Source organism: Paraburkholderia metrosideri, from assembly GCF_904848625.1.
GTDB classification, from domain to species: Bacteria; Pseudomonadota; Gammaproteobacteria; order Burkholderiales; family Burkholderiaceae; genus Paraburkholderia; species Paraburkholderia metrosideri.
In genome coordinates this window covers 25,120-47,795 of record NZ_CAJHCP010000007.1, presented here as the reverse complement: position 1 = coordinate 47,795, position 22,676 = coordinate 25,120, and the positions used below count along the sequence as shown (strand labels likewise).

Below are 22,676 nucleotides of genomic sequence, written 5' to 3'. Positions count from 1 at the left end.
CTCGCGATTGCGAGCGGGTTGAGGAAGACGGAATGGTATCCATGGTCAATGCGCGTGATGCTTCCGCGCGACTGTGACATAGAGCAGCCAGATGCCGATGAGCCGGCGCACGGTTCGGGCAGTTGGCTTCGAGGGCTGAGAGGTTCGCCAGTCCTCCAATGGCCAATTGCCATGTCAGAACGCGACCCGCGAGGTGTTCTTCGCGCACCGAACTTCGAGTGTTGGAAAAAAGCGAGCGCGAGCCGAGTGGGCATTGCGGGCTATCACTTCAGCTTTAAGGCCGGTGGCCAAGTGGCGTGTCACTCGAGCCTTGAAGCGCGCCTCCTCGCGTATTTCGAGATGTGCCCGTTTGTCATTGAGATACGAACGCAATACCCACAATGGAACCGCGAAGCTTTCCTCGCTTATTGCGAGGAGGGGCGACCGTTTCCCGTCAACGAACTTTTGACCATTGACTTCATGCTCACGATTCTAATCCCGGGCCTGCCGTACCCGATTTATCACGGTGTCTCGGGAAAACCTAGTGCACACCTTCAAAAGAAGAAGGTCATTCGGAGACACGACCGAGAGTCAGGTGGTCTCTGGGAATGGGGGGCGACTCATGAAATCATGACGGAAAAGACTGTCGACGACACCGAGTACGAGAGCTATCGCCGCATGTTCGAGCACATGAAGTACGTCGAGCTTGCAGAACTGGAACACCTCGGTGTCGATGCCCGAGTGTTTGCACACGACCTTCTCGTTACGAACGCAACGGGCAATGCGCGCCGCGTAGTACCCATGCTTGGCAAGCGGCGTGGCTGGGACAGCGACCAATCCTTCCGGCTGCTGGCAGTCGCAATCTTTCTCGGCTATCTCAAATGGGACGTACGACATTTGTACGCACCCTGGGAGCCCCTGCGTTTCGTTCGCCCGTAGCAGGTGACTCCCACGCTGTTCAACGTGTTCGGAGCCGTACTATGAGTAGTTCTGTCAACAACGTCGAGAGCGTTACGTTGTTCCCTAAGAATTCCAATCTGATTTTGTTGATTGGAAAGCGCGAGCGGATGCTCGTGAGGTACCTGGGTGAGGACGCGAGCCTTGTGTATCTCGTCCGGCTTGGTACTGTAGAGAACGGGATTCTCACGCTCAATCGGGACCCTGATACCAAGAAGTATAGGATGACGCGCTCTGTCGGGGACATGCGAGACCTCAAGAGACGAGAACTGGTGTGGAAGGTAGATGAGGCTGGCATTCCACAAGGAATGAAGGACTTCGCGCCAAAAAACAAAGAGGAAGAGAAAGCTTTAAAGAGCAAGCGGCAAGTCGTCGACCACATCGTCCGGGTCCATGGCGACACTCCGTTCAAGGACAAGAAGGTCTACGCGTTGGCTGTCGGCGACGCCGCGAACAGACACGGCTGTTCCGAGAAGACAGTGCGGAAATACTACGAGCACTACCTCTTCTACGGTGAGCACGAGTTCGCTTTGGCGGATAGGCATTGGGACAAAGGTGCACCTGGCGTTCCGCGGTTTGGGGTAAAAGGCAAAGATGGAGCGCTAATCAAATCCGGACGGAAGACGTTTGCTCAGGTGCTCGACCCACTGAGCAAGCATTCGCGGATGCAGTTCCCGGTTTACTTGAAGGAGCGGCTGACAAAATTCGTCCAGCGCGAAGCCCATGTGCCGGGTGCGACAATTACAGGACTCGCCCGAAAATTTCTTCAGGGACTCAGAGGACACAATCGCGGTCCCGACGAGAAAAAGCAGAGCTTCCCGGTCGACCCACGGAAGCTGCCATCCGAACGCAACACAATACGGCACCTAACCCCCATTTTTAAGGCGGAGAAGGCGAAGCTGGCATTGCTCCATAACTCGGAGCGTGGGCGTGGATACTCAGCACAGATTGCGCGAGGTGACCTCAATGTTGTGGACATCGACGGCACGGTGGCGGACTGCTTCTTGCGTGTCGGCGATGCAACGGTTGCAATAAATGGCGTTTTGAAACCGACGGTTCTGCTCGCGGTCGACCGGTCAAGCCGCGCGATACTTGGATGGTACGTAACCTATCGAGCGGAGGATGCTGATTCTTATCTGGCATGCGTATTTAGCGCATGCACGGATAAGGAGGACGAGCTAGCACGATGGGGCGTTTCACATCTGGACGGGATGGTGTACGGGAGCCCTAGCTCGCTGTTCGTTGACCGGGGCCCTGGCATTTCGGAAAAGGTGCAGCGCGCGCTCGTTGGTCAGATGCGGCAACGGTTGCTGATGGCTGCACCGGGCGAGGGAAAGGCAAAGGGCGACGTCGAGCAGATGATGGATTATTTCCAGGAAGAAATTGCCGAGCTTACGGGTGCCACGCATGGGGAGCCGGTTAAGGGAAAAGGGCCGGAGAAGGACGCAGCTCGAAAGCGCAATCGCGAGAAACTCAGGAAGGCTACAGCGGGGGCGACGCTGACGCTGGAACAGTTCATGTGCGCACTTCTCACTGCGATAAGCAAATACAACTTGAATGCAGATATGAGACGGCTGCGGAATCGCATGATGCTCGAGGGCAACGTGCCGCCTGTTCCCAAGTACATGTTCCTGTTCAATTTGGCGATGCGTGCAGGCGATGCGGTATGGGAATTGACCGAGGACATGGTGATTCGCAAACTCGCCAAACGCTTCGAAACCACGGCGCCTCAGGGTTTTGTGAGCCGTGATAAGCGGGAGTTCACTTCGGTAGAGCTTCAAAAGAGAGCGATTCAGCACGAAGCTATGAACAATGGCCGTTCGCTGCCTATCGTTGGCTACGAGCTTTTCACATCGAAGCTCCATGCGTTGTGGGACGACAACGGCCACTTCGTTGAGTTGGAGGCCACCGAGCCGACACTCGAGAAGTTCGGCATCGCGATTCCTGACATCCGTGACTACATCCAGATGCGAGACGTGGTCGACCTCGACAAGCAGCGAGATAAAACCCGCAAGCACCCTACCGTGCAGCAGGCGGTCAAGCGTGGAGGAGTTTCGCAGACCACTCAGCGACGGATGGCGGCCGCCGATGGGTTGCCGCGGACCGTTAACAACAGGAGCGTTCGCAAAACTGCCGAGGCACACGCTGGTGCGGCGCACACCCGCGCGCTGCTCGGTTCCGCACGGAAATCGAGCGAGATACCCACAGGGGAGCAGCTGCCGGCGGTCGTCGAGACGGAATACCGACCGACTGACGCGCAGGAAGTCGACATCGACTTCTGATTGGCGTGGTGAGGGGCATCGTGTAATCGCAGGAGGCTAGTCGCGGGAGGTCCGACCATGCCCAGACCGTAAGAGACGCGGTGAAACTTGCCCACCGTAGGGACGTCCTCGTGGTCAACTATTTACAGATGGCCTGTGCCTGCGCGAAATGGAACGCTTTCATTTGTATTGTGTAGCGGCAGAATGAATATCGGTGCGACGCGGGGTCATTTGACGTGTCGACTTCGCTTGCTGCCAAGCGCTAAGGCCGTAATGACGAAATGTGGGACATTTCAAAGCGTTCCACGGAACGCTTTCATTAGGTACGAACAGTAGTCGGTCTTCACGGCCTGCCTGTTGTGCTTTAAAGAGAACCAGAAAGGGTTTGCTGGCATCGCCAGCAAACCCTTTCTTTTGAGGCCCGGCTGTCGCGACCACGTTTGCGCCGTCAACCAGTGCGCAAAAAACATAGCGCCATCACGCGAAATCTCCAGACCGCGAAGACCACCAAGGGGACGCAATTTGCATTGCAATCGTCCTTCAATTGTTTCGTTTTACTGCCTTTTTCGAGGGATTTGAAAAGCTTCTGTTGGCTAGAACGGCTGTTTGATTTTCGCCGTCGACATCCGCGCAACACTCTGGTCAATTATCTTGGCTCTGCTTAGCGAATCATGTTGACTTGGAATTCCCGGCGAGCCTAAACTCTCGACGTTTTCGTAAAAAAGGGGCAATTGCCTTGGACTCCTGTAGTAGTCGATCTTCGAACAGTTTCACTGCCTGACCTGCAAGACGTCCGCGCTTCCTCTTCATAGCCGCCGTCCTGCCAGCAGGCAGACGGTGCGCGCCGTAGTCACAATCTCTCCGTGCATCCTGATTAACGCCATCTAGACCCATGCGTGTGCATCGGTCCGGCTGGCATCGTGTCGCGACCTGAACTCGCGGCTGTGTCCGTTACGCGTTCCTTAAGCGGAGCGCGTTCGAACGCGTGAATCAACTCGTGCGTACCAGACGCCGATAAGGAGCCGCCATGCCGGACAGTGACAGTTATCCCATATGCCACTCAGCTCAGTCTCAACTTTTGATTGAGGAAAGCGAGTAGACGACTGTCGCCGCGCGCCCGATGCGCCCGTCTTCGTGTCTGCTGGCTTTCCGCGAACCGCGTTAAGCCAAACGCTCGGAGAAACATGATGAACTTCGGCCTCCTTCTGTCGCACCTTCCGCACGTGCAGGAATCGCGTATCCATTACGACGCCATGCTGGCGCTCCATGCCCGTGAGCCTCGCAAACTCACCGCTCTCTGGCAGCGCTGCAAAGCCTTCTTTTCATAGCCTTCGCAGACTCCGTCATGCGCGGCGGGCGTGTCGTCACGCACACCGCGAATGACGGCGGCAGTCTTTTTCGTTTGATAGCGGGTGTCGATTCATGACTCATTTCAACGCTACTTCGCTGCTTTCTGGCGACCCGGTCATCTGCCGCATGGAGCCTCTTCAGCTTACTGCGCGTTTGCCGATATTCACTCAGCGAGGAGGCCCACGATGAACGTCCGTTTCGATCTGCGCCACACCGCCAACCCATCCGCGAAACGGTTGTTGCCCTACGGGTGGGACTTCGTCGCTGTTCCGCTGATCATCTGCATGATCGCCATGGCGGCGATCGGCTTTGACGAAACGCTGGCGCCGATGTCCGTGTTCAAGACCCAGGCCATCTCGCTCGATCCGGCGCGGCTCCCCGAATACGCGATACGCACCACGTTGCGAATGCTGGCCGCGATGGTGGCGTCGCTGATTTTCACGCTCGCGTACGGCACGCTGGCTGCGAAGAGCCGTCGCGCGGAGAAAGTGCGGATGCCGATCCTCGACATCCTGCAGGCGGTGCCGGTGCTGGGCTACATCTTCTTCACGGTGACGTTTTTGCAGTGGGGCGATACGAAGGTGGTCGCCCCCGGGCTCGGTGCGTACATCGCGCAGACCACGGCCACCAGCAACTTTCCGAAGATCATCCTGGGCATTGCCGTGATGTCCCTGTTCGTCACGCTGTTCAACCGCACGTTGGCGCGCCCGATGTATGCGTACGCCAATTCCCGACTCCGGCTCGATTGAGAGTGAACGTCATGCAAAATCTTAAAGCTGCTATCCCTGCCGAACTGCTTCCGACGCGGCCGCGACTGGGCGATGAAATCCTGCGGGTCGCGAACGTGACCCGGGGTTTCGACAGAAGCCAGGAAGATCTGCTCGTTCTCGATGGCGTCAATCTGTCGTTACGCGAGGGCGAGATCGTCGGCTTGCTGGGCCGTTCGGGTTCGGGCAAGTCGACGCTGCTGCGCATCATCTGCGGACTGATCGAGCCGACTGGCGGCGACGTCACCTACCTGGGCAAACCGCTGAAAGGCCCGGTCAAGGGTGTCGCGATGGTGTTCCAGACCTTCGCATTGTTCCCGTGGCTGACCGTGCTGCAAAACGTGGAGGCGGGTCTCGAAGCGCAGGGTGTCGGCGCGAGCGAGCGGCGTACGCGCGCACTGGCCGCGATCGATCTGATCGGTCTGGACGGCTTCGAAAATGCTTATCCTCGCGAGTTGTCCGGCGGGATGCGGCAGCGCGTCGGCTTTGCACGCGCGCTGGTAGTCGACCCGACGCTGCTGCTGATGGACGAGCCGTTCTCCGCACTCGACGTGCTGACCGCCGAAAACCTGCGTACCGATCTGCTGGATCTATGGACGCACGGCCGCATGCCGATCAAATCGGTGCTGATCGTCACGCACAACATCGAGGAAGCGGTCTTCATGTGCGACCGGATTCTGGTGCTGTCGTCGAATCCGGGCCGGGTCGTCGCCGAAATCAAGGTAGCGTTCAGGCATCCGCGCAATCGGCTGGATCCGTCGTTTCGCAACCTCGTCGACGAGATTTACGCGAAGATGACGGCGCGCCCCACCGGCGATACAGCCAGAAAAGAGCTCGAACTGAACAGCCAGTTGCCATCCGTGTCGACTAATCTGATGGCGGGTCTGATCGAGACGGTCGCCGCCGCGCCCTACAACGGGCGGGCCGACATGCCGGAAATCGCGCGCTCGCTGCATCTGGAAGTGGACGATCTGTTCCCTGTCGCCGAGGCGCTTCAGTACCTCGATTTCGCCGACGTGCGCGAGGGTGACATTACGCTCACGCCGGCAGCACGAGTCTTTGCCGAACTGGGCACACAGGAACGCAAGATGATGTTTGCCGAGCATTTGCTGCGGCACGTGCCGCTGGCTTCCAGGATCAAGCGAGTGCTGAATGAACGGCCGGGTCATCGCGCGCCACGCGTGCGCTTCGAACAGGAACTGGAGGATTTTCTGTCGGACAGCATCGCGGAAGCGACGCTGGATGCCGTGATCAACTGGGGACGTTACGGCGAGATTTTCTCGTACAACGACAACACTGAAATTTTCAGTCTTGCCGATGTCGAAGCCTGAACGGGCGACGTAACGCTGCGTCGCGCGACGACATTCCGATGCCGCCGCACGCCGCACCTGTTCGCCCCCCAGCCACGCGCTCAGCTCTGGAAGTAATTCAACCCGAGCGCCGATTTCACCTCAGACACCGTCGCAGCCGCTACCTCGCGCGCGCGCATCGTGCCCTGACGCAGGATGTCGAGCACGGCGCCACGATCCGACTCGAACTCGCGGCGACGCTCACGGATCGGGGTCAGCATTTCCTGCAAACGCTCGTTGAGCGCGCGCTTGACGACGCTATCGCCCAGACCGCCGCGACGGTAGTGCGCTTTCAGTTCGTCGACCTTCGCGGTATCCGGCTCGAACGCGTCGAGGAACGAGAACACCACGTTACCTTCAACCTGACCCGGATCGGCAACACGCAGGTGGTTCGGGTCCGTGTACATGTTCTTCACGGCCTGGCTGATTTCGTCAGGCGTCGCGCCGAGCGGGATCGAATTGCCGAGCGACTTGCTCATCTTCGCCTTGCCGTCGATACCCGGCAGCCGCGCAACGTGCGACAACACCGCCTGGCATTCGACCAGCACTTCCTTTTCGACGGTGAAGTTAAAGCGGCGCACCAGTTCGTTGGTTTGCTCGATCATCGGCAACTGGTCGTCGCCGACCGGCACGCGCGTCGCCTTGAATGCGGTGATGTCGGCGGCCTGGCTCACCGGATAGGTCAGGAAGCCAGCGGGGATGTCGCGCTCGAATCCGCGCAACACGATTTCCGACTTGATGGTCGGATTGCGCTCGAGACGCGCGACCGTCACCAGGTTGAGCAGATACTGCGTCAGTTCGGCCAGTTCGGCGACCTGCGACTGAATGAAAATCGTCGATTTGGTCGGGTCGATGCCGACCGCCAGATAGTCCAGCGCGACTTCGATGACGTTCTCGGTCACCTTCTGGTGCTTGCCGACGTTGTCGGTCATGGCCTGCGCGTCGGCCAGCAGCAGGAACTGCTGTGCCTCATGCTGAAGCTGCACGCGCGAACGCAGCGAGCCGATGTAGTGGCCCAGGTGGAGCGGGCCGGTCGTGCGGTCGCCGGTGAGAATAACGAGTGGTTTCGACGATTGATCTGCTTGCGACATAGTCTGGTGTTCCGTGGTTATCGACCCCACCGGTATCTGGCGCGCAAATACGACAATGCCGCCAGAACTGGCGGCATCACGTTTTCGATGTACGAGTAGAAACGGGCCGCCCAGGTCAGGCGTGCCACCAACGATGCTGATTCGGCGGGGTCGGTTTCGTGTCCATCCAGCGAGTATAGCGTCTGTGATGCCGGCAAGTCATGGTCGGGGCATCGTTAAGGCATCAATTCTGGCCAACTGTGTGGTGCGACGCCACGCGCGTCACTCCCTCACCAGCTCCACCGCGGCCGCCGACACGAACTCCGCCCGCACGCTGTCGCCGACCTTCAGTTCGTCGAGCGGAATCGCACTCGACGCACGCAGCACCTGTCTATGCCGTGGTCCACGCAAGGTCACCATGCGGCTTTTCCGATCGATCTTTTCCACCGTCGCGACCACCCGCACCCTGTGCGCCGACGACACGAATCCCGCTGAAGCGGGAATCGCCACGGTGGTTTCGACGCGCTCGCGCAAGCCCTTCGTGGCGAGTTTGTCGATATGAATCAGGATGGCCTGTTGATATGCGACGTTCAGCCTGTCGCCGACCCGCAGGCGGCTGACATCGGCCAATGCGGGGTTGACGTCGACATCCGCGAGATTGCCGCGCTGGCTTCGCACCGTGACGGTATTGGTGGCGGCGTCGATCGCGGCGACCCGAACCTGTGCGTGGACGACTTCGGCGTTGCCGAGTGCGGTTTGTACGGCGTCAGCGCTGGTGGCGTCCTGTGCAAATCCCGCTGGACTGAAGGTGGCGGACAGCGCGGTCAGCAGCGTGGCTGCGCACCGCATCACAGCGGCTGGTGAGTTCATGTTGCGCAGCGTGGAGATCATGCGTTGCTCCCAAAGTCGTCACGCCGGCCGCCTATCAAACAACAACCAGCGCCTACAGTTCCGGACGGGCAAGGTCGCTCGTCACGATGTGCTCGCCGTACACCTGCGCCGCCGCGATCGCTTCCAGCTTGGTCGCATACGGTCCGAGTTCAGGCGCGCCGTCGAAGGGAAACAGCACGCGGCCGTCGGTGGTTCGAACCACTTTCAACACGCCGTAGAAACGGCGGTAGCCCGCCATTTTTGACATGGCGGTAATGTCGAAGTCGTCTTCCGAACTGGCGGGGACGCTGGGAATAAATGCGGTCTTGCTCATACCTGAAAACATCTCTTGTTCAATAGGCCGGTGGCGCCATGAAAACCGGCATCGGACTCCGGTACATAGGGCCAAGGCTACACCTGGCCATTTTGGCGACATAGCGGCGATACCTTCACCGACGTCCGTCATTGTCTCAAATCTTGCCGGGACCGGCCGCGTGGCACTGCACGCTAGCCGGTCGACGTCCCTTAGAAGCGATCTGCGATCGATCTCGACGACGGCCAACTTCAACCTGATCACGCCGAGCCTGTGCGACGACGGTCATGATTCGCCGTGGGTGAATGGCCAGCTGGGCGGTGTGACGGGCGCGAACACGTTCATGCAGAAGTGGGCGCCGATTATCGCGTCTTCGCTGGCGTTCCAGAAGGACGATCTGCTGATCATCAATTTCGACGAAGGCGATTACGCGACGGTGACGGTGACGGCGTCGATTATCTGGTGTTCTCTGGCTTGACCTGCTGCGGCGAACAGCCGGGTGCGAAATCTTCTGTCGATCTCACCCAGACCTTTGCGCTAGCGATGTAGGCAATCGAGCGCTTCCAACTCGACGACTCGAGTTTTCATCCGTATGCCAGCAGATGCGACTACTATCTCGACGATAAATTGCAACTAACGGCTTAAGAGTTGGCCGATCAAAAACTCGTCGACAATCCGGCGGGCGGCAATGCGCGTCGTGCTATATCCGCCTCGTACCCTATCGATCAGCAGGCTGTCGAAGGCTCGCATCCGCTATTCCCCGCTTTCAATTTCCTGGCGCTCGGCGTGCCGCGCAATCCTGAGTTGAAAGTGAATGCCACTCCGCAGTACTTCGACATGGGTGCGTGTGAACTGTCCGACCGATCAATCGTTCCTGACGACGCTCAACGACGACTACGATCTCAGGCCGAAGTCGTTTAAGTAAGACAAAAAGGATTACCGATCAGCATTGATTCCAAAGGAAAAATTTCCGCTAATCGGTGCCTCTTTTTGGGGCAGCGCTATAATGGACGAATTCCCTTCCTTCGGGTCCTCCGCTATGAGCCGGTTACTTTGCCTGATCGTGCTATCGCTCGGCCTGATGCAAACCGCAGCGGCCGACGAAAATACGGACCGAATGACCGCGTACCTGACGCAGAAATTCGGTCTGGCAAAGGAAAAAGCTCAAAAAATTTCCGACGCCGTGCAGTCCGCCGCGTCGAAATATTCCCTCCCGCCAGCGCTTCTGCTGGCCATCATCTCGATCGAATCCCGCTTCAAGGAAAAGGCCCGCGGTGCCAACGGCGCAACGGGGCTGATGCAAGTCGTGCCGGGCGCCCATCGCGGGCTGCTGAGGAATGTCAAAGACCTGACCGAGCCGACGGCGAATATCGAAGTAGGCTCCGCGATTCTCTACGGCTACATGCGCTCGGCTAACGGCGACATGAACGCCGCGCTCAAGAGCTACGGCGGCTCGCAGGCTTACGCTCAGAAGGTGAGCTTGCGCGTCGAGGATTTCGCTGCCGTTGCCCCGTCGGAAGACGCCGCCTCGCATTCCGATGCGAAGGCCGACATGTGCGAAGCAGATCGCTGCGCACCAACTGATCAATGGGCCGATGCGTTCACCGTGCCGGCTGTCAGTGCCATTGGCCTGAGCGGTGGCGCTGCGTCGAAGGGCGTCGCTGGCGGATCGACTGCCGCATCGAAATAAAAGCGCGCTTCCGTTTGTCTTTTAATGGCCGTGGCATTCTCGCTGTGGTCATCCATTGTCGACAGGTGTAATGCGCTGCGCAGAGAGCTTTGCGTGCTGCGTGGCGGGCTTTTACGCGTGCCAGATAACCGCTCTACAATGCTTTCCCATTCGCGCTCACGCAGCGTTCCTTGCGATCGACCATGTTGCCCTCGTTCCCTAAAAACACAGCCTCCGTCCTCTTCGGTGCACTGAGCCTTGGTGGCCTGCTCACGCTCGCGGCGTGCAGCAGCACACCTCAACCGAAATTCCAGCAGGAGTTATTTGAAACGGGCGCGAGCCCTTACGCCCGCAATTTCAATTCGAGCACCACGGATAGCTGCGAAGCGGCACGCCGTGCACTGCTGAGCCAGGGCTATCTGACGACGATGCCGCGCACCGATACCGTCGACGGCACCAAGAACTTTCAGCCCACGGGCGATACCCACGTGGTCGTCGAGTTTCATGTGGTCTGCACGCCGGGAGAAGAAGCGGCCGACACCAGCATCGTTTACGTCAATGCCGTGCAAAACGGCTTCGCATTGAAGAAAAGCGATACCTCGGCCAGCGTCGGGCTCAGCGTGCTGGGCTCGCTATCGCTGCCGATCCGCTCGAACAGCGACGCGATGGTCAAGATTTCAAGCGAAACGATTCCGTCGGGCAAGTTCTACGACCGTTTCTTCGGACTCGTCGATCATTATCTTCAGACGGTAGTGCGCACGCAGCCCGTCACCAGCAGCCAGATTGAAACGCGGATGCTGCCGGTTCCAGTCCAGATTCAGGTTGAAACAACGACGTCGGCGCCTGTTCCTGCGACCCCGGATGCAATCGGTCAGGCTGCTGCAGCGGCAGCGTTAACCGCGAGTGGAGTTAACGTCGTCACGCCCTGATGTGCCGCTAGGGGTCGAAAGCAAAGCCCGGTTAACCTACGCAGCCTCGAATCTCAGCGCCGAAGCGGTACTTATCCTATGTCTTTTACTTTGTTTGTATACATATGTAGTAATAGTTAACAAGGGTTAACCCCCTCTGTGGATAACTCCATAATCTTCCGTCACATCAACGTCATGCAGAATCAATAACCCTGCGGAACATGTCTGTAGAAAAACTACATAAGCGGGATAACTTTGATAGGGCGTGGCGCTGACCGATCCTTATCAAGAATCCACGCACAGGCTGTTCGGGGGGCTATACCGAAGTTATTCATAGGCAATTGTGGATAACTTTCACTTGCTGGCGGATTTTCCCTGCCTCGCGGTGCTTAAATTTTTCGCAATATTTCCTGCAATCCGTTCATCGGCAACTCCTGCCGCGCCAACCGCTCGCCAGCGTACAGACCGCCGCTCGCCGCACGCGCACATTGAAGTGCGGGCGGTACAAAGATTGCGTCTCTCTTTTTGCAAGCGCAACTGTTGCTATTTAGCCGAAAGCATTTCGGCAATGCCCGATCCAGGCATAGAGTTAAAGTGTTTTCTGAGGTTCTTGGTGCAGTGCGGGGGGTGTATGAAACGCAGATCAGCACGACAGCTAGTCCGGCTTCTTTCCGATATCCGGCACGCAGCCCATTGCAGCACGCTGCGGGCGGCGGCCACCAACCGGGCGATCGCCTTCGCATCCGCTGAAGAAGACGCGGACGCCGCCGACTCCGACGACAGAGCCGAAGACAACGCCGACGCTGCCCGCGAAGTGCATCAAACCAAACCGGTACGGAGCGGATCATGAGAGCCGCGAGCGAACAGTCGCTGCGTTTTCTGGTTGAGAAATGGCTGGCGCCTTCACCTTCGGCGCCGGTTCATGTCACCGAATTTAGCCGGACCCGCATTGGCGGCCGGCGTTACGTGCGGGTCGAGACGTCGGTTGAAGCGGGCTCGCGAAGCCTGTTCTTCTTCCGGCACGACGATGGATGCTGGTGTGTCTTCCCGCCAACGGCGGACACGCCCAGTTTCTATGCGCACACTCGCGCGGCTTAATGCGAAGTGACGTGGCCGCCGGCGCTTCTGCGCCCCGGCGGCTGACGACGCACATTGCTGTTTGCGAATCAGCATCGCGCCGGCATGCAACTCGTGAAACCAGCCGCGATGTGCGTCGCCGTCAGGATGCGCGAGGCACGCGATCCTGACGCCAGTTCGGCATCACCTGACAGACGATCAGACCCGCCAACATCAGCGCGCAACCGATCAACGCACGCTCCGACAAGGTTTCGCGGAGCACCGCCCAGCCGGCCAGTGCCGCAAATACCCCTTCCATGCTGAAAATCACCGCCGCATGCGACGGCGCCGCGTATCGCTGCGCGACGACCTGGATCGTATAGGCGACCCCGACCGACAACGCCCCGCCGTAAATAATGGTCGGCGCGGCGCGTTTGATCACGGCAAAACTGATTGGCTCGATAACCATTCCCACGAGCAGGCACGCCAGTCCGCACACGACGAATTGCACGAGCGCCAGCATCAAGGTGTCATGCCGACGCGCAAAGCGGCCCACCAGCATCATCTGGACGGAAATCACGAGTGCGCCGGCGAGTTGATACCAGTCGCCGTACAGCATCGAAAAATGCTCGTCGACGCTCAGGAAATACATGCCGACAGCCGCCAGCGTCGCACCGAGCCATGTACCGATACCGGTGCGATGTCTGAACAGCACGCCCAGCAGCGGCACGATCACCACGTAAAGCGAACTGATGAAACCGGCGTTCGCGATCTTCGTGTACTGCAGGCCAATCTGTTGCAGCGAGATCGCCACGGCGAGCACCATGCCGAGTGATGCACCCGCGCCAAGCAACTCGCGCGCGCCAGTCGGTCCGCGTTTGGACAGTTCCGCGAGCGCGGAACGTCGGACGCAGACGATCATCGTCAGGACGACGAGTGCGCCGAGCAGGAAACGCAATCCGGTAAACAGAAACGGGCCGATCGCGTCAGCGCTCAGGCGTTGCGCGACGAACGCGGAGCCCCAGATGACGGCGGCGATCAGCATCAGCAGATTGGCGCGCAGGTGTTGGCGGGTATTCGGATTCAAAGGTGATTTTTCGCAAGCGGTTGTGGTGGTGTGGCGCCTATTGCCGGCCCCATGGCGGCGGCGCAGTGAACCTTACGACGAGCATTCGCAATCGGCAAGGGTAATGCGAGGGGGAATCCGCCCGGCAGTCGAACAGGAAGGGGAAGGCCACAGCACAGCGCACTCTGCATCCCTCATTGCGCATTCACCAACTCGCGCGATAATCGCGCAACGGCGGCACGGCTGATCAGCCAACCGGCGTTCGGGCGACTTTCAGCTTTTCAGGCGAGATCTATGGATGAAAAAGACTGGATCGCGGGCGCTGCGAAGGCGTTGGCGATCATCGAAGCATTCGACGAAGAACACGCGCGCATGACACCGACCATGGTGGCTGCGCGCGCAACCCTGTCGCGCACGGCGGCGCGCCGTTATCTGCTGACGCTGCGCGAGCTCGGCTACGTGGATACCGACGGCAAACTGTTCTGGCTCGCGCCGCGCGTGTTGCGGCTCGGTCAGTCGTATCTGGATTCCGCGCGCCTGCCGCGCACCGTGCAGCCATTTCTTCAGCGCATCACCGCGACTGTGCAGGAAACCGCGCTGGTCGCGATCCTCGATGAACACGACGTGGTGTACGTCGCGCGCAACGGCGTGAACCGGGCGATGGCGGTCGGCTTCGTGCTCGGCTCGCGCGCGCCCGCGCCGTTATCGTCGGCGGGACTGGTGTTGCTGGCGTTCCGGGCGCCAGAAGGCATCGAACAATGGCTCGCGTCGTATCCGATCAAGGTGTTCACGCCGTACACCTATTCGACGATCGATCGGCTGCGGGAAGTGCTCGCCGAGATTCGCCGCACCGGCTATGTGGTCACCGATCAGCAACTCGAATTGGGCGTGCGCGGCGTCGCGGTGCCTTTGCGTGACCGGCACGGCTCGGTGGTGGCGGCGATCAGCGTCAGCATGCCGATTGGCCAGGAGTCGGCGAACGCCGCGCTGCATCGCGTGTTGCCGACGCTGCAGGAAACCGCCAGTTTGCTGCGCAATCTCGTCTGATCGCTCGTTTGGAAATGGGCTAGGTGGTATCCCTGATACGGAATACTGAATGATTGAAAGCGCCGTGAAAGCACGCTGTCTCCCGGAAAATACATATCGAGTTTTGCGCATGACAAACCGCCTACACCTGGGTAATACTCTCCCGCGGGGAGCGGGAAGGCGCCTGAAGCCCTGTCTGCTTTACCGTGCAGCTATTTCATTCACATTGAATCAGTCGTCAGGTTTGGGGAACAACACATGAAAAAAGTCATTATCTCGCTCGCAGCAGCATCGATCGCTCTGGTTTCGGTTCAAGCTTTCGCACAGGCATCGGACGCAGCGCCGGCCGCTGCCGCTAGCGCACCGGCAAAGCATCACAGCAAGAAGCTGAAGACGCACGGCAAGCGCGCTGGCGTTTCGGCAGCAGCGTCGGCAGCCGGCACGAACGACAAGGGCACGCAAAACTAAGCTCATGCCCGTTCAATCGGGCGAGCTGTTTCGCTTTGCCGGATTGCGCCGCCAGTCGGCTGATGCAGAGTAGAGCGAAAAAGAGCGTTACCAGCAAAAAGGCCAGAGCGTGTGCTCTGGCCTTTTTGCATTTCCTTCGCGTTTGCTGCACTTCGTGCAGCCTGCGAGTCGCTCGACTTCAGTCGGCCAAACCGCGCTTGATCACTTCGGTCAACAGCCCGGGCAGGCCTTCAGGGTGGTTTGCGGCCCGTGCTTTCAGATCGTCGACCACCTCACTGCTCAGCTTGCATGCGAACGGAACTAGCCCCTGCGCCTGATCGAGCTTGCGTTGCTCGCGACGGTCGAGTTTCGGGTCGGCCGCTACGCCTTTTCCGAAGCGGTCGGCGGTCGACAGCTTCATTGCGTTGTTCAGCTTGAGTGCCTTGTTCTTTTCAAGGTCGGTTTTTTTCATCGCCATACGGAAGGCCTCTGCCAGATAAGTAACCCCCTATTGTACGCGCCATAGGTCAGGCGCCAGGCGTTTGGGCGGCGGCATGAGGCGGCCGGCCCGGCGCAGCGACGCTATCCATCAGCGCGCGCATTCTCTGCCAGTGTGTCCCTTCCCAGAACACACGCTGACAAACGTCGCAGGTGACGAACTGGTTATGCCGCTCGAGTACGCCATCCGGTGCGCGCGTGCCGACTTCGTCTTTGGCGATTCGCCGCAGCGGCGCGTTGCACATCAGACACAGACGGAAGGGTTGCGCGCTATGCGCCAGGTCGAGCCGTTCAAACACTTCGCGCAATTGCTCGCGCGGCCTGAGCGTGCGGACATAACAGCCATGCGTGATGCTGCGGCGTTTCAACAACTCGCGGTCGCGCGTCAGCACGATGCGCTGTTGCGCGGCGGCGAGCGCTTCGATGTCGGCGTCGGGATAGTGGTTGTCGTACAGCGTGTCGAAGCCGGCCAGCCGCAGAAGCGGGGCAAGGCCGCCGAGATGCGCGTCGGCGATAAATCGCACCACGCGCAATGGCCGTTCGCGTACGCGCAGCAGCGGCTGGATGTCGAGCGCTTCAAACTTCGGATAAACCGCAATACGGTCGCCATCCGATAATGGGTGATTGAAACCGACCGACTCGCCATTCACCAGAATCAGTTCGACTTCGGTATGCGGCACGCCCAGGACTTCGATCATGTGCTTCGCGGTCGCACCGCGCGCGCATGCGCAATTGAACTCGCGCCGACGCAGCGGCCGGGCGAGAAAATCGTTCAACTCCTCGTAGAAGCGGAATGTCGCGGTGACCATCTCCGCAGTATCGCACCGTGTCCGATTGTGTGTTTCATTGCGCGTTGTCCTGCACTTGTCGCATGGGTGTGCTTTACTTCAGGTTCTTTCGAAGACGGAGTGACAGATGGACATCGGTTTTATCGGTCTCGGCGAGATGGGCGCCGCGATGGTTGCAAACATGTTGAAAGCCGGGCATCAGGTGCGCGTATGGAACCGCTCGCCGGAACGGGCGCAAGCGCTCGCCGACGCAGGAGCGCGAGTCGTCGCCACGCCGGCCGAAGCGTTTGCGGGCGAAGCCGTGTTCTCGATGCTGGCCGATGACAGCGCATTGCGCGAAGTGATCACGGCGTCGCTGCTCGAACATGCTCCGCGTGGTTTGATTCACGTGAACATGGCGACCATTTCGGTGGCGCTGGCCGAAGAACTGGCGACGGCGCATGCGTCGCGCGGCGTTCACTATGTCGCGGCACCCGTGCTAGGGCGGCCCGATGTCGCCGCTGCGGGCAAGCTGACGATTGTCGCGGGTGGCCCGGCGGAATCGATCGACCGTGTTCAGCCGGTGTTCGACGCGATCGGTCAGAAAACCTGGCGCATCGGATCGTTGCCGCAACAGGCAAACGTGATGAAGCTGGCCGCGAATTTCATGCTGGGCGCGGCGGTCGAGACGCTCGGTGAGGCGGCCACGCTGGTGACCGGTCACGGCCTCGCGATGCAGGATTTTCTCGACGTGATCACGAGCGGCCTGTTCCCGGGTCCGGTTTATTCGGGCTACGGCAAGCTGATCGCGGAGCAGAGCTATGAGCCGGCGCTGTTCAAGGCGCGTCTCGGTTTGAAAGACATTCGCCTCGCGCTCGCCGCGGCGGACGCTGTGACGACGCCGATGCCGATTGCGAGCGTCGTGCGCGACAGCCTCATCGAAGCGGTTGCGCACGGTGACGGCGAGAAGGACTTTGCCGTGCTGGGTGACGTAGCTGCGCGTCGGGCAGGGCGTTAAACGGCTCGGAGAGGTCTGTTAGCAGTTGGGCGGAGCGGGGCGCTGATATCGGGCCCTGCGTCCGTCAGTTGCAAGCGCTGCGCTCTGCACACCGTGTGTGGCTTTGTTCCTTCAGCGGTAGGTGAAGCGTCGTCGCGAAGCGCTATCCATACTGGATGCACGATGCGTCGTCACCGGCGCAGCCTGCCCGCGTCACGTGGGTTCCGCCCAGCTAACGGTCATGCCCGTCATGCCCTGGATTTATCCGAACGGGCATAATAGCCGCCCAATCTTTATCCGTTTCCATTCTCCATGACCTTGCATACCTGGTGGCTGTTCGTTGCCACCGTCTTTGTCGTTTGCGCGATTCCCGGTCCGAACATGTTGCTCGTGATGACGCACGGTGCGCAGCACGGTTTGCGGCGCTCGAGCGCGACCATGGCGGGTTGTTTGTCGGCGCTGGTGCTAATGCTGGCGGTATCGGCAGCAGGACTTGGCGTGTTGCTCGCCGCGTGGCCGGCCATGTTCAACGCGCTGCGGATGATCGGCGCCGTTTATCTGGTCTATCTGGGCATCAAGGCATGGCGCGCTCCGGTTAGCGAAGCCGCTGCCGATCACGCCGACGAACTGGCCGCCAAACCCGAGCGCTCACGCTTCGCGCTGTACCGCAACGGATTCCTCGTGGGTGCCAGCAATCCGAAAGCCATTCTGTTCGCGACAGCGCTGCTACCGCAATTCATCGACGCCGCGCAGCCCAGGCTGCCGCAATTCGGCGCGCTGCTCGTCACGTTTGCCGCGATCGAGGTGAGCTGGTATTGCGTGTACGCGGGTTTTGGCACGCGGATCGGTGCCAAACTGAAAAGCCGCAGCGTCGCGCGAATCTTCAATCGTCTGACTGGCGGCGTGTTTGTCGGCTTTGGCGCGATGATGGCGCTGGTACGCCAGTAGGCTCGCGGTCACAAGAGGTCAAGAGGAACAGGGCCAGAAAAGTGATGCGTGGTATTTTTGCAACATCGAGGGTCTACCCTAATTTGCATGTTGCGTCGCATCAAACCTTTTGCTAAGATTTGCCTTGTCTCCTCCATGTCTCCTCTGATATGGATTCAGCCCGCCAACCTAGGTGGGCTTTTTTTTTGCCCAAAATTTCCCGACGACGCCATTCTCGCGTCGCCCTGCGCCAGAAAAGAAAAAGCCGGTCGACCCTTGCGTGGGCCACCGGCTTTGCCGCGTTGATGCCTTTTCCTTTCCTATTCCGAAGCGCAAACCGCCCGGAATTCAGAACTTGTAAGAAACGGCCAGGAAGGAAATGATCGGATCGGCCTTCAGTTCTGCCTTCGACACCCCCAGCTCCGTACCGTCCGCCGCCTTGATGATGACCGACGACGTCGTCTTCAGCGGAATGTACGTGACCGACGCCACGAGCCCCCAGTGATCGGTGATGTTGTACGCGAGACCCGCATTAAACACCGGTGCCCAGGATGAGGACGCCTTCGCGGATATCTGCGTCGTCCCCGGCTTGCCTGCACCCGCGGCCAGTACCGACCCGAGATTATTCTGCGTCGACGTTACGAAATTCGGGCTCAACTGGACGTCGGAGAACCAGTTGTACGACACGCCGACGCCGACGAACGGCCGCAGCTTGGCGGTCGGCGCATTGAAGTAATACTGGAAGATCAGCGCCGGACTCCATTGGCGCACGCTCTTCACGATCGGATTGGCCTGCGGGTCGCCCAGGTTCTGCTGACCGAGCGCGCCCGCCGGTCCCGGCGGCTGGATCGTGCCATGTCCATAAATCTTGAAGACCGGCGGCACGCCCGCCACCGTCGTCACTGCGATGTGATCGGTGAGGTAGTGGCTAAAGACAAGGCCGACAGTATTCGCGCTATTGGTCGACAACCCCGTGCCCGGCGACGTAAAGGAACTCGGCAGACGCAGCGGCGTATTGATCGGCGTCGGCGCAACGTTGGTCGTGAGCGGCGTGCTCGAATCCTGCGGCATCACGTGAAACCAGCCCAGCACGGCGACGTTGTCGCCCGCATGCTGGGCGTACGCGCTGGCCGACAGAACCGCGAACAGTATCGCGAGACAGATTCGTTTCATTTTCATTCTCCTCAGGCGCTCATGCCGCTCATCGCGCGCGACGGACGACGGCGGACCATCGGCCCGGCCAGTGCGCTGGATAGTCGTTGGGGCGCCGGCCGCTGCGCTGTTTTGTGGTTGCGCGCAGCAGCCGGGACGCGGCCGCCTCGTCGTATGAGGCGGCGCGTGCCGCGCCCGTTACTGGACGAAGGCGCCGATCGTGAAGTACGGCGAGGTCGCGTTGGTCAGATCGAGGTAACCGAACACACCACCGGTGAAAATCATCTTTCCGGTCGGCGTGGTGCCGGTCGATGCGCCCACGTGCGTGGTCGTCACCACGCCAGGCGTGGCTTGCGTGAAGTCCAGATTCAGCGCAGTCGCGAGCGATGCCTGCGACGCGTTGAACGGATCCAGCAGCGTGGCTTCGGTACCTTCGAGGGCAGTCGTGCGGTAGTCGAACTGGCTATCCACGCCGATGTACTCACCGTTTTGCGAGTTCGCCGTGATCGACGTTTGCGGCGACAGGATCGAGATGCCCGATTCGTCGTCTGCGTACGGCCCGAGCGCGCCATTGACCGGCGTAGTCACTGAAGAATTCGCCGCGCCCGTGCGCACGAGAATCGGCACCAACTGGTTCTTCAGCTTGCCGACGATCATGTAACCGCGTGCTTGCGGCGTGGCCGCGAGTGTCGGCTTCGCCTGGCCCTGGAAGTTGTTGGTCTGAAACGCGCCGCTGCCGTCGCTGGCCGCGACCAGGTTGGTACCCGGCTGTTGGCATTTGCCTGCGTTGACGCCGGAGTTGTCGCACTCCGTCCACGTGCCGTCCGCGTTGATCGTGATCTTCGAATCGACCGAGACCGGCGCGAAGCTCTGCGACGGTACCTGGTGATAACCGAGCTGGTTATACGTCCCGGCGACGTTGGCGAGATTCGTTTCAATCGACGAAAAACCGATGAACGGGTAATACGGGAACGTGGTATCGGGCACGGCGCCTACGCCGAGAATCCCACCGAATGAAATTTCTGCGCCCGGGATCGTGCCGCCTGCGACACCCTCGCCGACGAATATGCGCGCCGGACGAGTCGAATCGAGACTCGCGCCGTTCAGCCGGTACGCGCACTGGTTCAGCTTGGCGGTCGGCAGCAGCGTTTCCTGGGTGAGCGTGCCGCTGGCGGTCTGGCCGGCGCGCGTCGGGGTCACGGTGCCGACCGCCGCCGGAATCGGCGATTCGATGTAATTGACCTGCCACGTCATTTTGGTCGTGTCGAGCTGCAGCTTGACCAGTTCGCCGTCGCCGCCACCGCCCGTGAACACCGTGTTGTAGTCGAGCGACGAGGGACACAGACGCGTTTCCGTCACCGGTCCGTCACCGCCGCCACCACCGCCGCACGCCCCCAGCAACGGTGCAGCAAGAGCGAGCACCGAAAGGATTCTCCATTTCATACTGCCTCCAGATTTTTTCGTTGTGTGTGGCCGGCTCCCAGCCCCGCCACCTTTTGCTTTATGTCGGTCCCGTAGTACGAACTGCCATGTGATGCGTGTTACCGAGTCCTCTGCTTCATTTCCTTTGCGTCACTTCGTCACTTCATTTGCTGATCTGCGCGCCGATGCCGAAATACGGAGCGCTCGACGTGTCTGAATTGGCCGAAGTCGCCGCGACGCCGCCGTTGACCGTGCCTTGAATTTCAATCGCATAGAGGCCGCCGGAGGCGATGGCGTAGCCGGTCTGGCCGTTCGCCTGCGCAACGCCGACCAACCCGGGGCTCTGCAGACCGTAGGCCAGGCCGAAGCCGTCTTCCGCGGCTGAGGTCGACGGGTTGATGAACGAGCCGACGCCGCCCTGGATCAAGGTCGCGGTCGACTTGAAGTTGGAATCCGCGCCGACATACCCGCCGTCGAAGCCGCCGGAGGCAAGCGGCGTGGCCGCGGTGAGCATCGCGATGCCGGATTCGTCGTCGACCTTGGCGGTAAGGAGGTTGGTCACATCGACAAAGCCGGTGCGCACGACCAGCGGAACCGTTGCGCCGTTGATCTGGCCGAGAATCATGTGCGCCGTGCCGGACTTGCTGGCCGGAAGAAGCACCGGAATCGTGAGTTGCTTCCCGATCTGCGGTGCTGCGGCGCTATCGAAGTAGCCGTTGCTGTTCAGCGTCAACGGATTGCCGGTGGTCAGACAGCCGCCGGCATTGGGCGAGTAGCTCGCGTTGGGCTGATTGGAGCTCGTGCAGGTGGCGCTGGCGTCGAAGGTTTCGACCGTGGGAGTCGCGACTGCCGCATAGTCGCCCGATGGCACAAGGTGATACAGCAGGCCGTTATAGGTGCCCGGCAGTTTGGTGATGTCGGTCGTGGTGCTCGCGAAACCCAGGAACGGATAGAAGTCGAAGTGACGGTTCGGCACCGCGCCGATGCCACCGAGAACCCCGGGGAACTCGACCGTTGCGCCGGGAATACCGCCGCCCGCCACACCTAGGCCGACGAGAACCATCGGCGGATTAGGATTGTTGACGTAATCCGGCGTGGTGTATGGCTGACCGTCGCCCGCGGCGGTGCCGGTGCCCGCGCCGAGAATGAAGGCGCAACGCGTTTGCTCGGCAGTCGGCAGCGCGCCGGTGGGCGGGTGGATCACCGCGCCGGTGATCGTGGTGCCCGCGCGAGTCGGCGTGACCTGACCTGTGCGCAGCGGAATCGGCGACTCCAGCCACTTCAGCGTGTAGGTCATCGCCGTTGCATTGATGTTCAACTGCACGACCTCACCACTCCCGGCGCCGCCAAGATACGTGCTGTTGACGATGTCGGCGGTCGCCGGACACAGCGCTGCCGAACTGGTGCTGCTCGCGGGTGCGCCCTGCGTGCCGCAACTCGAACCCGAGCATTGAGGTGAATTAATCGCGGCCGGATTGTCGGCCTTGCCGCCGCCGCACGCGATCAGCAATGGCGTAGTGGCAATCGCCATTGCCACGCCTCGAATAATGGCATTCGACATGCAGCTGTCTCCCTGACATGTAATTGTGCGGACTAATTTCGCTGCCTGTTTAATGCCTGTCAATTGAATGAGCCGTCTAAAAAGACTGATTCAAACAGTGGCGGTTTCGACGCCCACACGCTGCGTGGACGTCTCGGGCCCTTTTAAACAAAAAAGGAAATTTCGTCGGGAACAGGCAACCGTTGCATCGCCGCACGCCCTTTAGTGACAGGCGTTACAGCAAAATGGCTCTATCATCTTCGAGCGACCGTTCGCGTAAGAATT

Annotated in this window: 22 protein-coding genes and 1 pseudogene; 14 read left to right on the top strand and 9 right to left on the bottom strand. The window is 60.1% G+C overall.

The features are described from left to right. Positions 1-171 precede the first annotated feature (171 nt). The 4 genes and pseudogenes from LMG28727_RS16275 (at position 172) to LMG28727_RS16260 (ending at position 6,645) form a co-directional block, all read left to right on the top strand. A complete protein-coding gene (locus LMG28727_RS16275) occupies positions 172-918 on the top strand; it encodes a PDDEXK family nuclease (RefSeq protein ID WP_201643356.1) in 747 nt (248 codons plus the stop codon). 41 nt (positions 919-959) lie between these two features. After that, entirely contained in the window at positions 960-3,218 is a 2,259-nt protein-coding gene (locus LMG28727_RS16270) for a hypothetical protein (RefSeq protein WP_201643355.1), read from the top strand. Between the two features lie 1,514 nt (positions 3,219-4,732). Next, positions 4,733-5,107 (top strand): annotated as a pseudogene (locus tag LMG28727_RS16265) (sulfonate ABC transporter permease); the annotation flags it as partial. A 200-nt stretch (positions 5,108-5,307) separates the two neighbouring features. Next, complete coding sequence (locus tag LMG28727_RS16260) at positions 5,308-6,645, top strand: ABC transporter ATP-binding protein (protein ID WP_201643354.1); 1,338 nt, start codon at positions 5,308-5,310, stop codon at positions 6,643-6,645. A gap of 80 nt (positions 6,646-6,725) precedes the next feature. On the opposite strand, the gene trpS is transcribed toward LMG28727_RS16260, so the two are convergent. The 3 genes from trpS to LMG28727_RS16245 all read right to left on the bottom strand — a co-directional run bounded on the left by trpS (position 6,726) and on the right by LMG28727_RS16245 (position 8,937). Further along, positions 6,726-7,754: a tryptophan--tRNA ligase gene (gene trpS, locus LMG28727_RS16255; RefSeq protein WP_201643353.1), complete on the bottom strand. Its 1,029-nt coding sequence runs from the start codon at positions 7,752-7,754 to the stop codon at positions 6,726-6,728. Between the two features lie 261 nt (positions 7,755-8,015). After that, complete coding sequence (locus tag LMG28727_RS16250; RefSeq protein ID WP_236591961.1) at positions 8,016-8,624, bottom strand: copper-binding protein; 609 nt, start codon at positions 8,622-8,624, stop codon at positions 8,016-8,018. A gap of 52 nt (positions 8,625-8,676) precedes the next feature. Next, a complete protein-coding gene (locus LMG28727_RS16245; RefSeq protein ID WP_201643352.1) occupies positions 8,677-8,937 on the bottom strand; it encodes a DUF6723 family protein in 261 nt (86 codons plus the stop codon). A gap of 160 nt (positions 8,938-9,097) precedes the next feature. Here LMG28727_RS16245 and LMG28727_RS16240 point away from each other — a divergent pair, with 160 nt between their 5' ends. The 6 genes from LMG28727_RS16240 (at position 9,098) to LMG28727_RS16215 (ending at position 12,591) form a co-directional block, all read left to right on the top strand. Beyond that, positions 9,098-9,394, top strand: a complete 297-nt coding sequence (locus LMG28727_RS16240) for a hypothetical protein (RefSeq protein ID WP_236591959.1) — start codon at positions 9,098-9,100, stop codon at positions 9,392-9,394. Between the two features lie 170 nt (positions 9,395-9,564). Beyond that, on the top strand, positions 9,565-9,837 hold the full coding sequence (locus tag LMG28727_RS16235) for a hypothetical protein (RefSeq protein WP_201643351.1): 273 nt from the start codon (positions 9,565-9,567) through the stop codon (positions 9,835-9,837). Between the two features lie 118 nt (positions 9,838-9,955). Next, a complete protein-coding gene (locus tag LMG28727_RS16230) occupies positions 9,956-10,606 on the top strand; it encodes a lytic transglycosylase domain-containing protein (protein WP_201643713.1) in 651 nt (216 codons plus the stop codon). Positions 10,607-10,788: 182 nt separating this feature from the next. After that, on the top strand, positions 10,789-11,514 hold the full coding sequence (locus LMG28727_RS16225) for a DUF2242 domain-containing protein (RefSeq protein WP_201643350.1): 726 nt from the start codon (positions 10,789-10,791) through the stop codon (positions 11,512-11,514). A gap of 610 nt (positions 11,515-12,124) precedes the next feature. Next, positions 12,125-12,343: a hypothetical protein gene (locus LMG28727_RS16220; RefSeq protein WP_201643349.1), complete on the top strand. Its 219-nt coding sequence runs from the start codon at positions 12,125-12,127 to the stop codon at positions 12,341-12,343. Beyond that, positions 12,340-12,591: a hypothetical protein gene (locus LMG28727_RS16215; RefSeq protein ID WP_201643348.1), complete on the top strand. Its 252-nt coding sequence runs from the start codon at positions 12,340-12,342 to the stop codon at positions 12,589-12,591. The genes LMG28727_RS16220 and LMG28727_RS16215 overlap by 4 nt, the downstream gene beginning before the upstream one ends. 121 nt (positions 12,592-12,712) lie before the next feature. Here the strand turns inward: LMG28727_RS16215 and LMG28727_RS16210 are convergent, their stop codons facing one another. Then, a complete protein-coding gene (locus LMG28727_RS16210; protein ID WP_201643347.1) occupies positions 12,713-13,636 on the bottom strand; it encodes a DMT family transporter in 924 nt (307 codons plus the stop codon). A 273-nt stretch (positions 13,637-13,909) separates the two neighbouring features. On the opposite strand from LMG28727_RS16210, the gene LMG28727_RS16205 reads away from it, so the two are divergent. Beyond that, a complete protein-coding gene (locus LMG28727_RS16205) occupies positions 13,910-14,662 on the top strand; it encodes an IclR family transcriptional regulator domain-containing protein (RefSeq protein WP_201643346.1) in 753 nt (250 codons plus the stop codon). A gap of 237 nt (positions 14,663-14,899) precedes the next feature. After that, entirely contained in the window at positions 14,900-15,109 is a 210-nt protein-coding gene (locus LMG28727_RS16200; RefSeq protein ID WP_201643345.1) for a hypothetical protein, read from the top strand. A gap of 178 nt (positions 15,110-15,287) precedes the next feature. Here LMG28727_RS16200 and LMG28727_RS16195 read toward each other — a convergent pair whose 3' ends face one another. After that, a complete protein-coding gene (locus LMG28727_RS16195; protein WP_201643344.1) occupies positions 15,288-15,566 on the bottom strand; it encodes a hypothetical protein in 279 nt (92 codons plus the stop codon). A 49-nt stretch (positions 15,567-15,615) separates the two neighbouring features. After that, positions 15,616-16,395, bottom strand: coding sequence for a Mut7-C RNAse domain-containing protein (locus tag LMG28727_RS16190; RefSeq protein WP_201643343.1), 780 nt, complete (start codon positions 16,393-16,395; stop codon positions 15,616-15,618). Positions 16,396-16,501: 106 nt separating this feature from the next. Between LMG28727_RS16190 and LMG28727_RS16185 the strand changes: the two genes are divergently transcribed. Continuing rightward, positions 16,502-17,371 carry an NAD(P)-dependent oxidoreductase gene (locus tag LMG28727_RS16185; RefSeq protein WP_201643342.1) on the top strand — a complete coding sequence of 290 codons (870 nt, stop codon included), beginning with the start codon at positions 16,502-16,504 and terminating at the stop codon, positions 17,369-17,371. Between the two features lie 291 nt (positions 17,372-17,662). Further along, positions 17,663-18,298, top strand: a complete 636-nt coding sequence (locus LMG28727_RS16180) for a LysE family translocator (RefSeq protein WP_201643341.1) — start codon at positions 17,663-17,665, stop codon at positions 18,296-18,298. A gap of 327 nt (positions 18,299-18,625) precedes the next feature. Here the strand turns inward: LMG28727_RS16180 and LMG28727_RS16175 are convergent, their stop codons facing one another. The 3 genes from LMG28727_RS16175 to LMG28727_RS16165 all read right to left on the bottom strand — a co-directional run bounded on the left by LMG28727_RS16175 (position 18,626) and on the right by LMG28727_RS16165 (position 22,412). Then, complete coding sequence (locus LMG28727_RS16175; protein WP_201643340.1) at positions 18,626-19,450, bottom strand: OmpW/AlkL family protein; 825 nt, start codon at positions 19,448-19,450, stop codon at positions 18,626-18,628. Positions 19,451-19,627: 177 nt separating this feature from the next. Then, the gene (locus LMG28727_RS16170) at positions 19,628-20,872 is read right to left on the bottom strand and encodes a DUF2957 domain-containing protein (RefSeq protein ID WP_201643339.1); all 1,245 of its coding nucleotides are present in this window, start codon (positions 20,870-20,872) and stop codon (positions 19,628-19,630) included. Positions 20,873-21,014: 142 nt separating this feature from the next. After that, entirely contained in the window at positions 21,015-22,412 is a 1,398-nt protein-coding gene (locus LMG28727_RS16165; protein WP_201643338.1) for a DUF2957 domain-containing protein, read from the bottom strand. Positions 22,413-22,676: the final 264 nt, after the last annotated feature.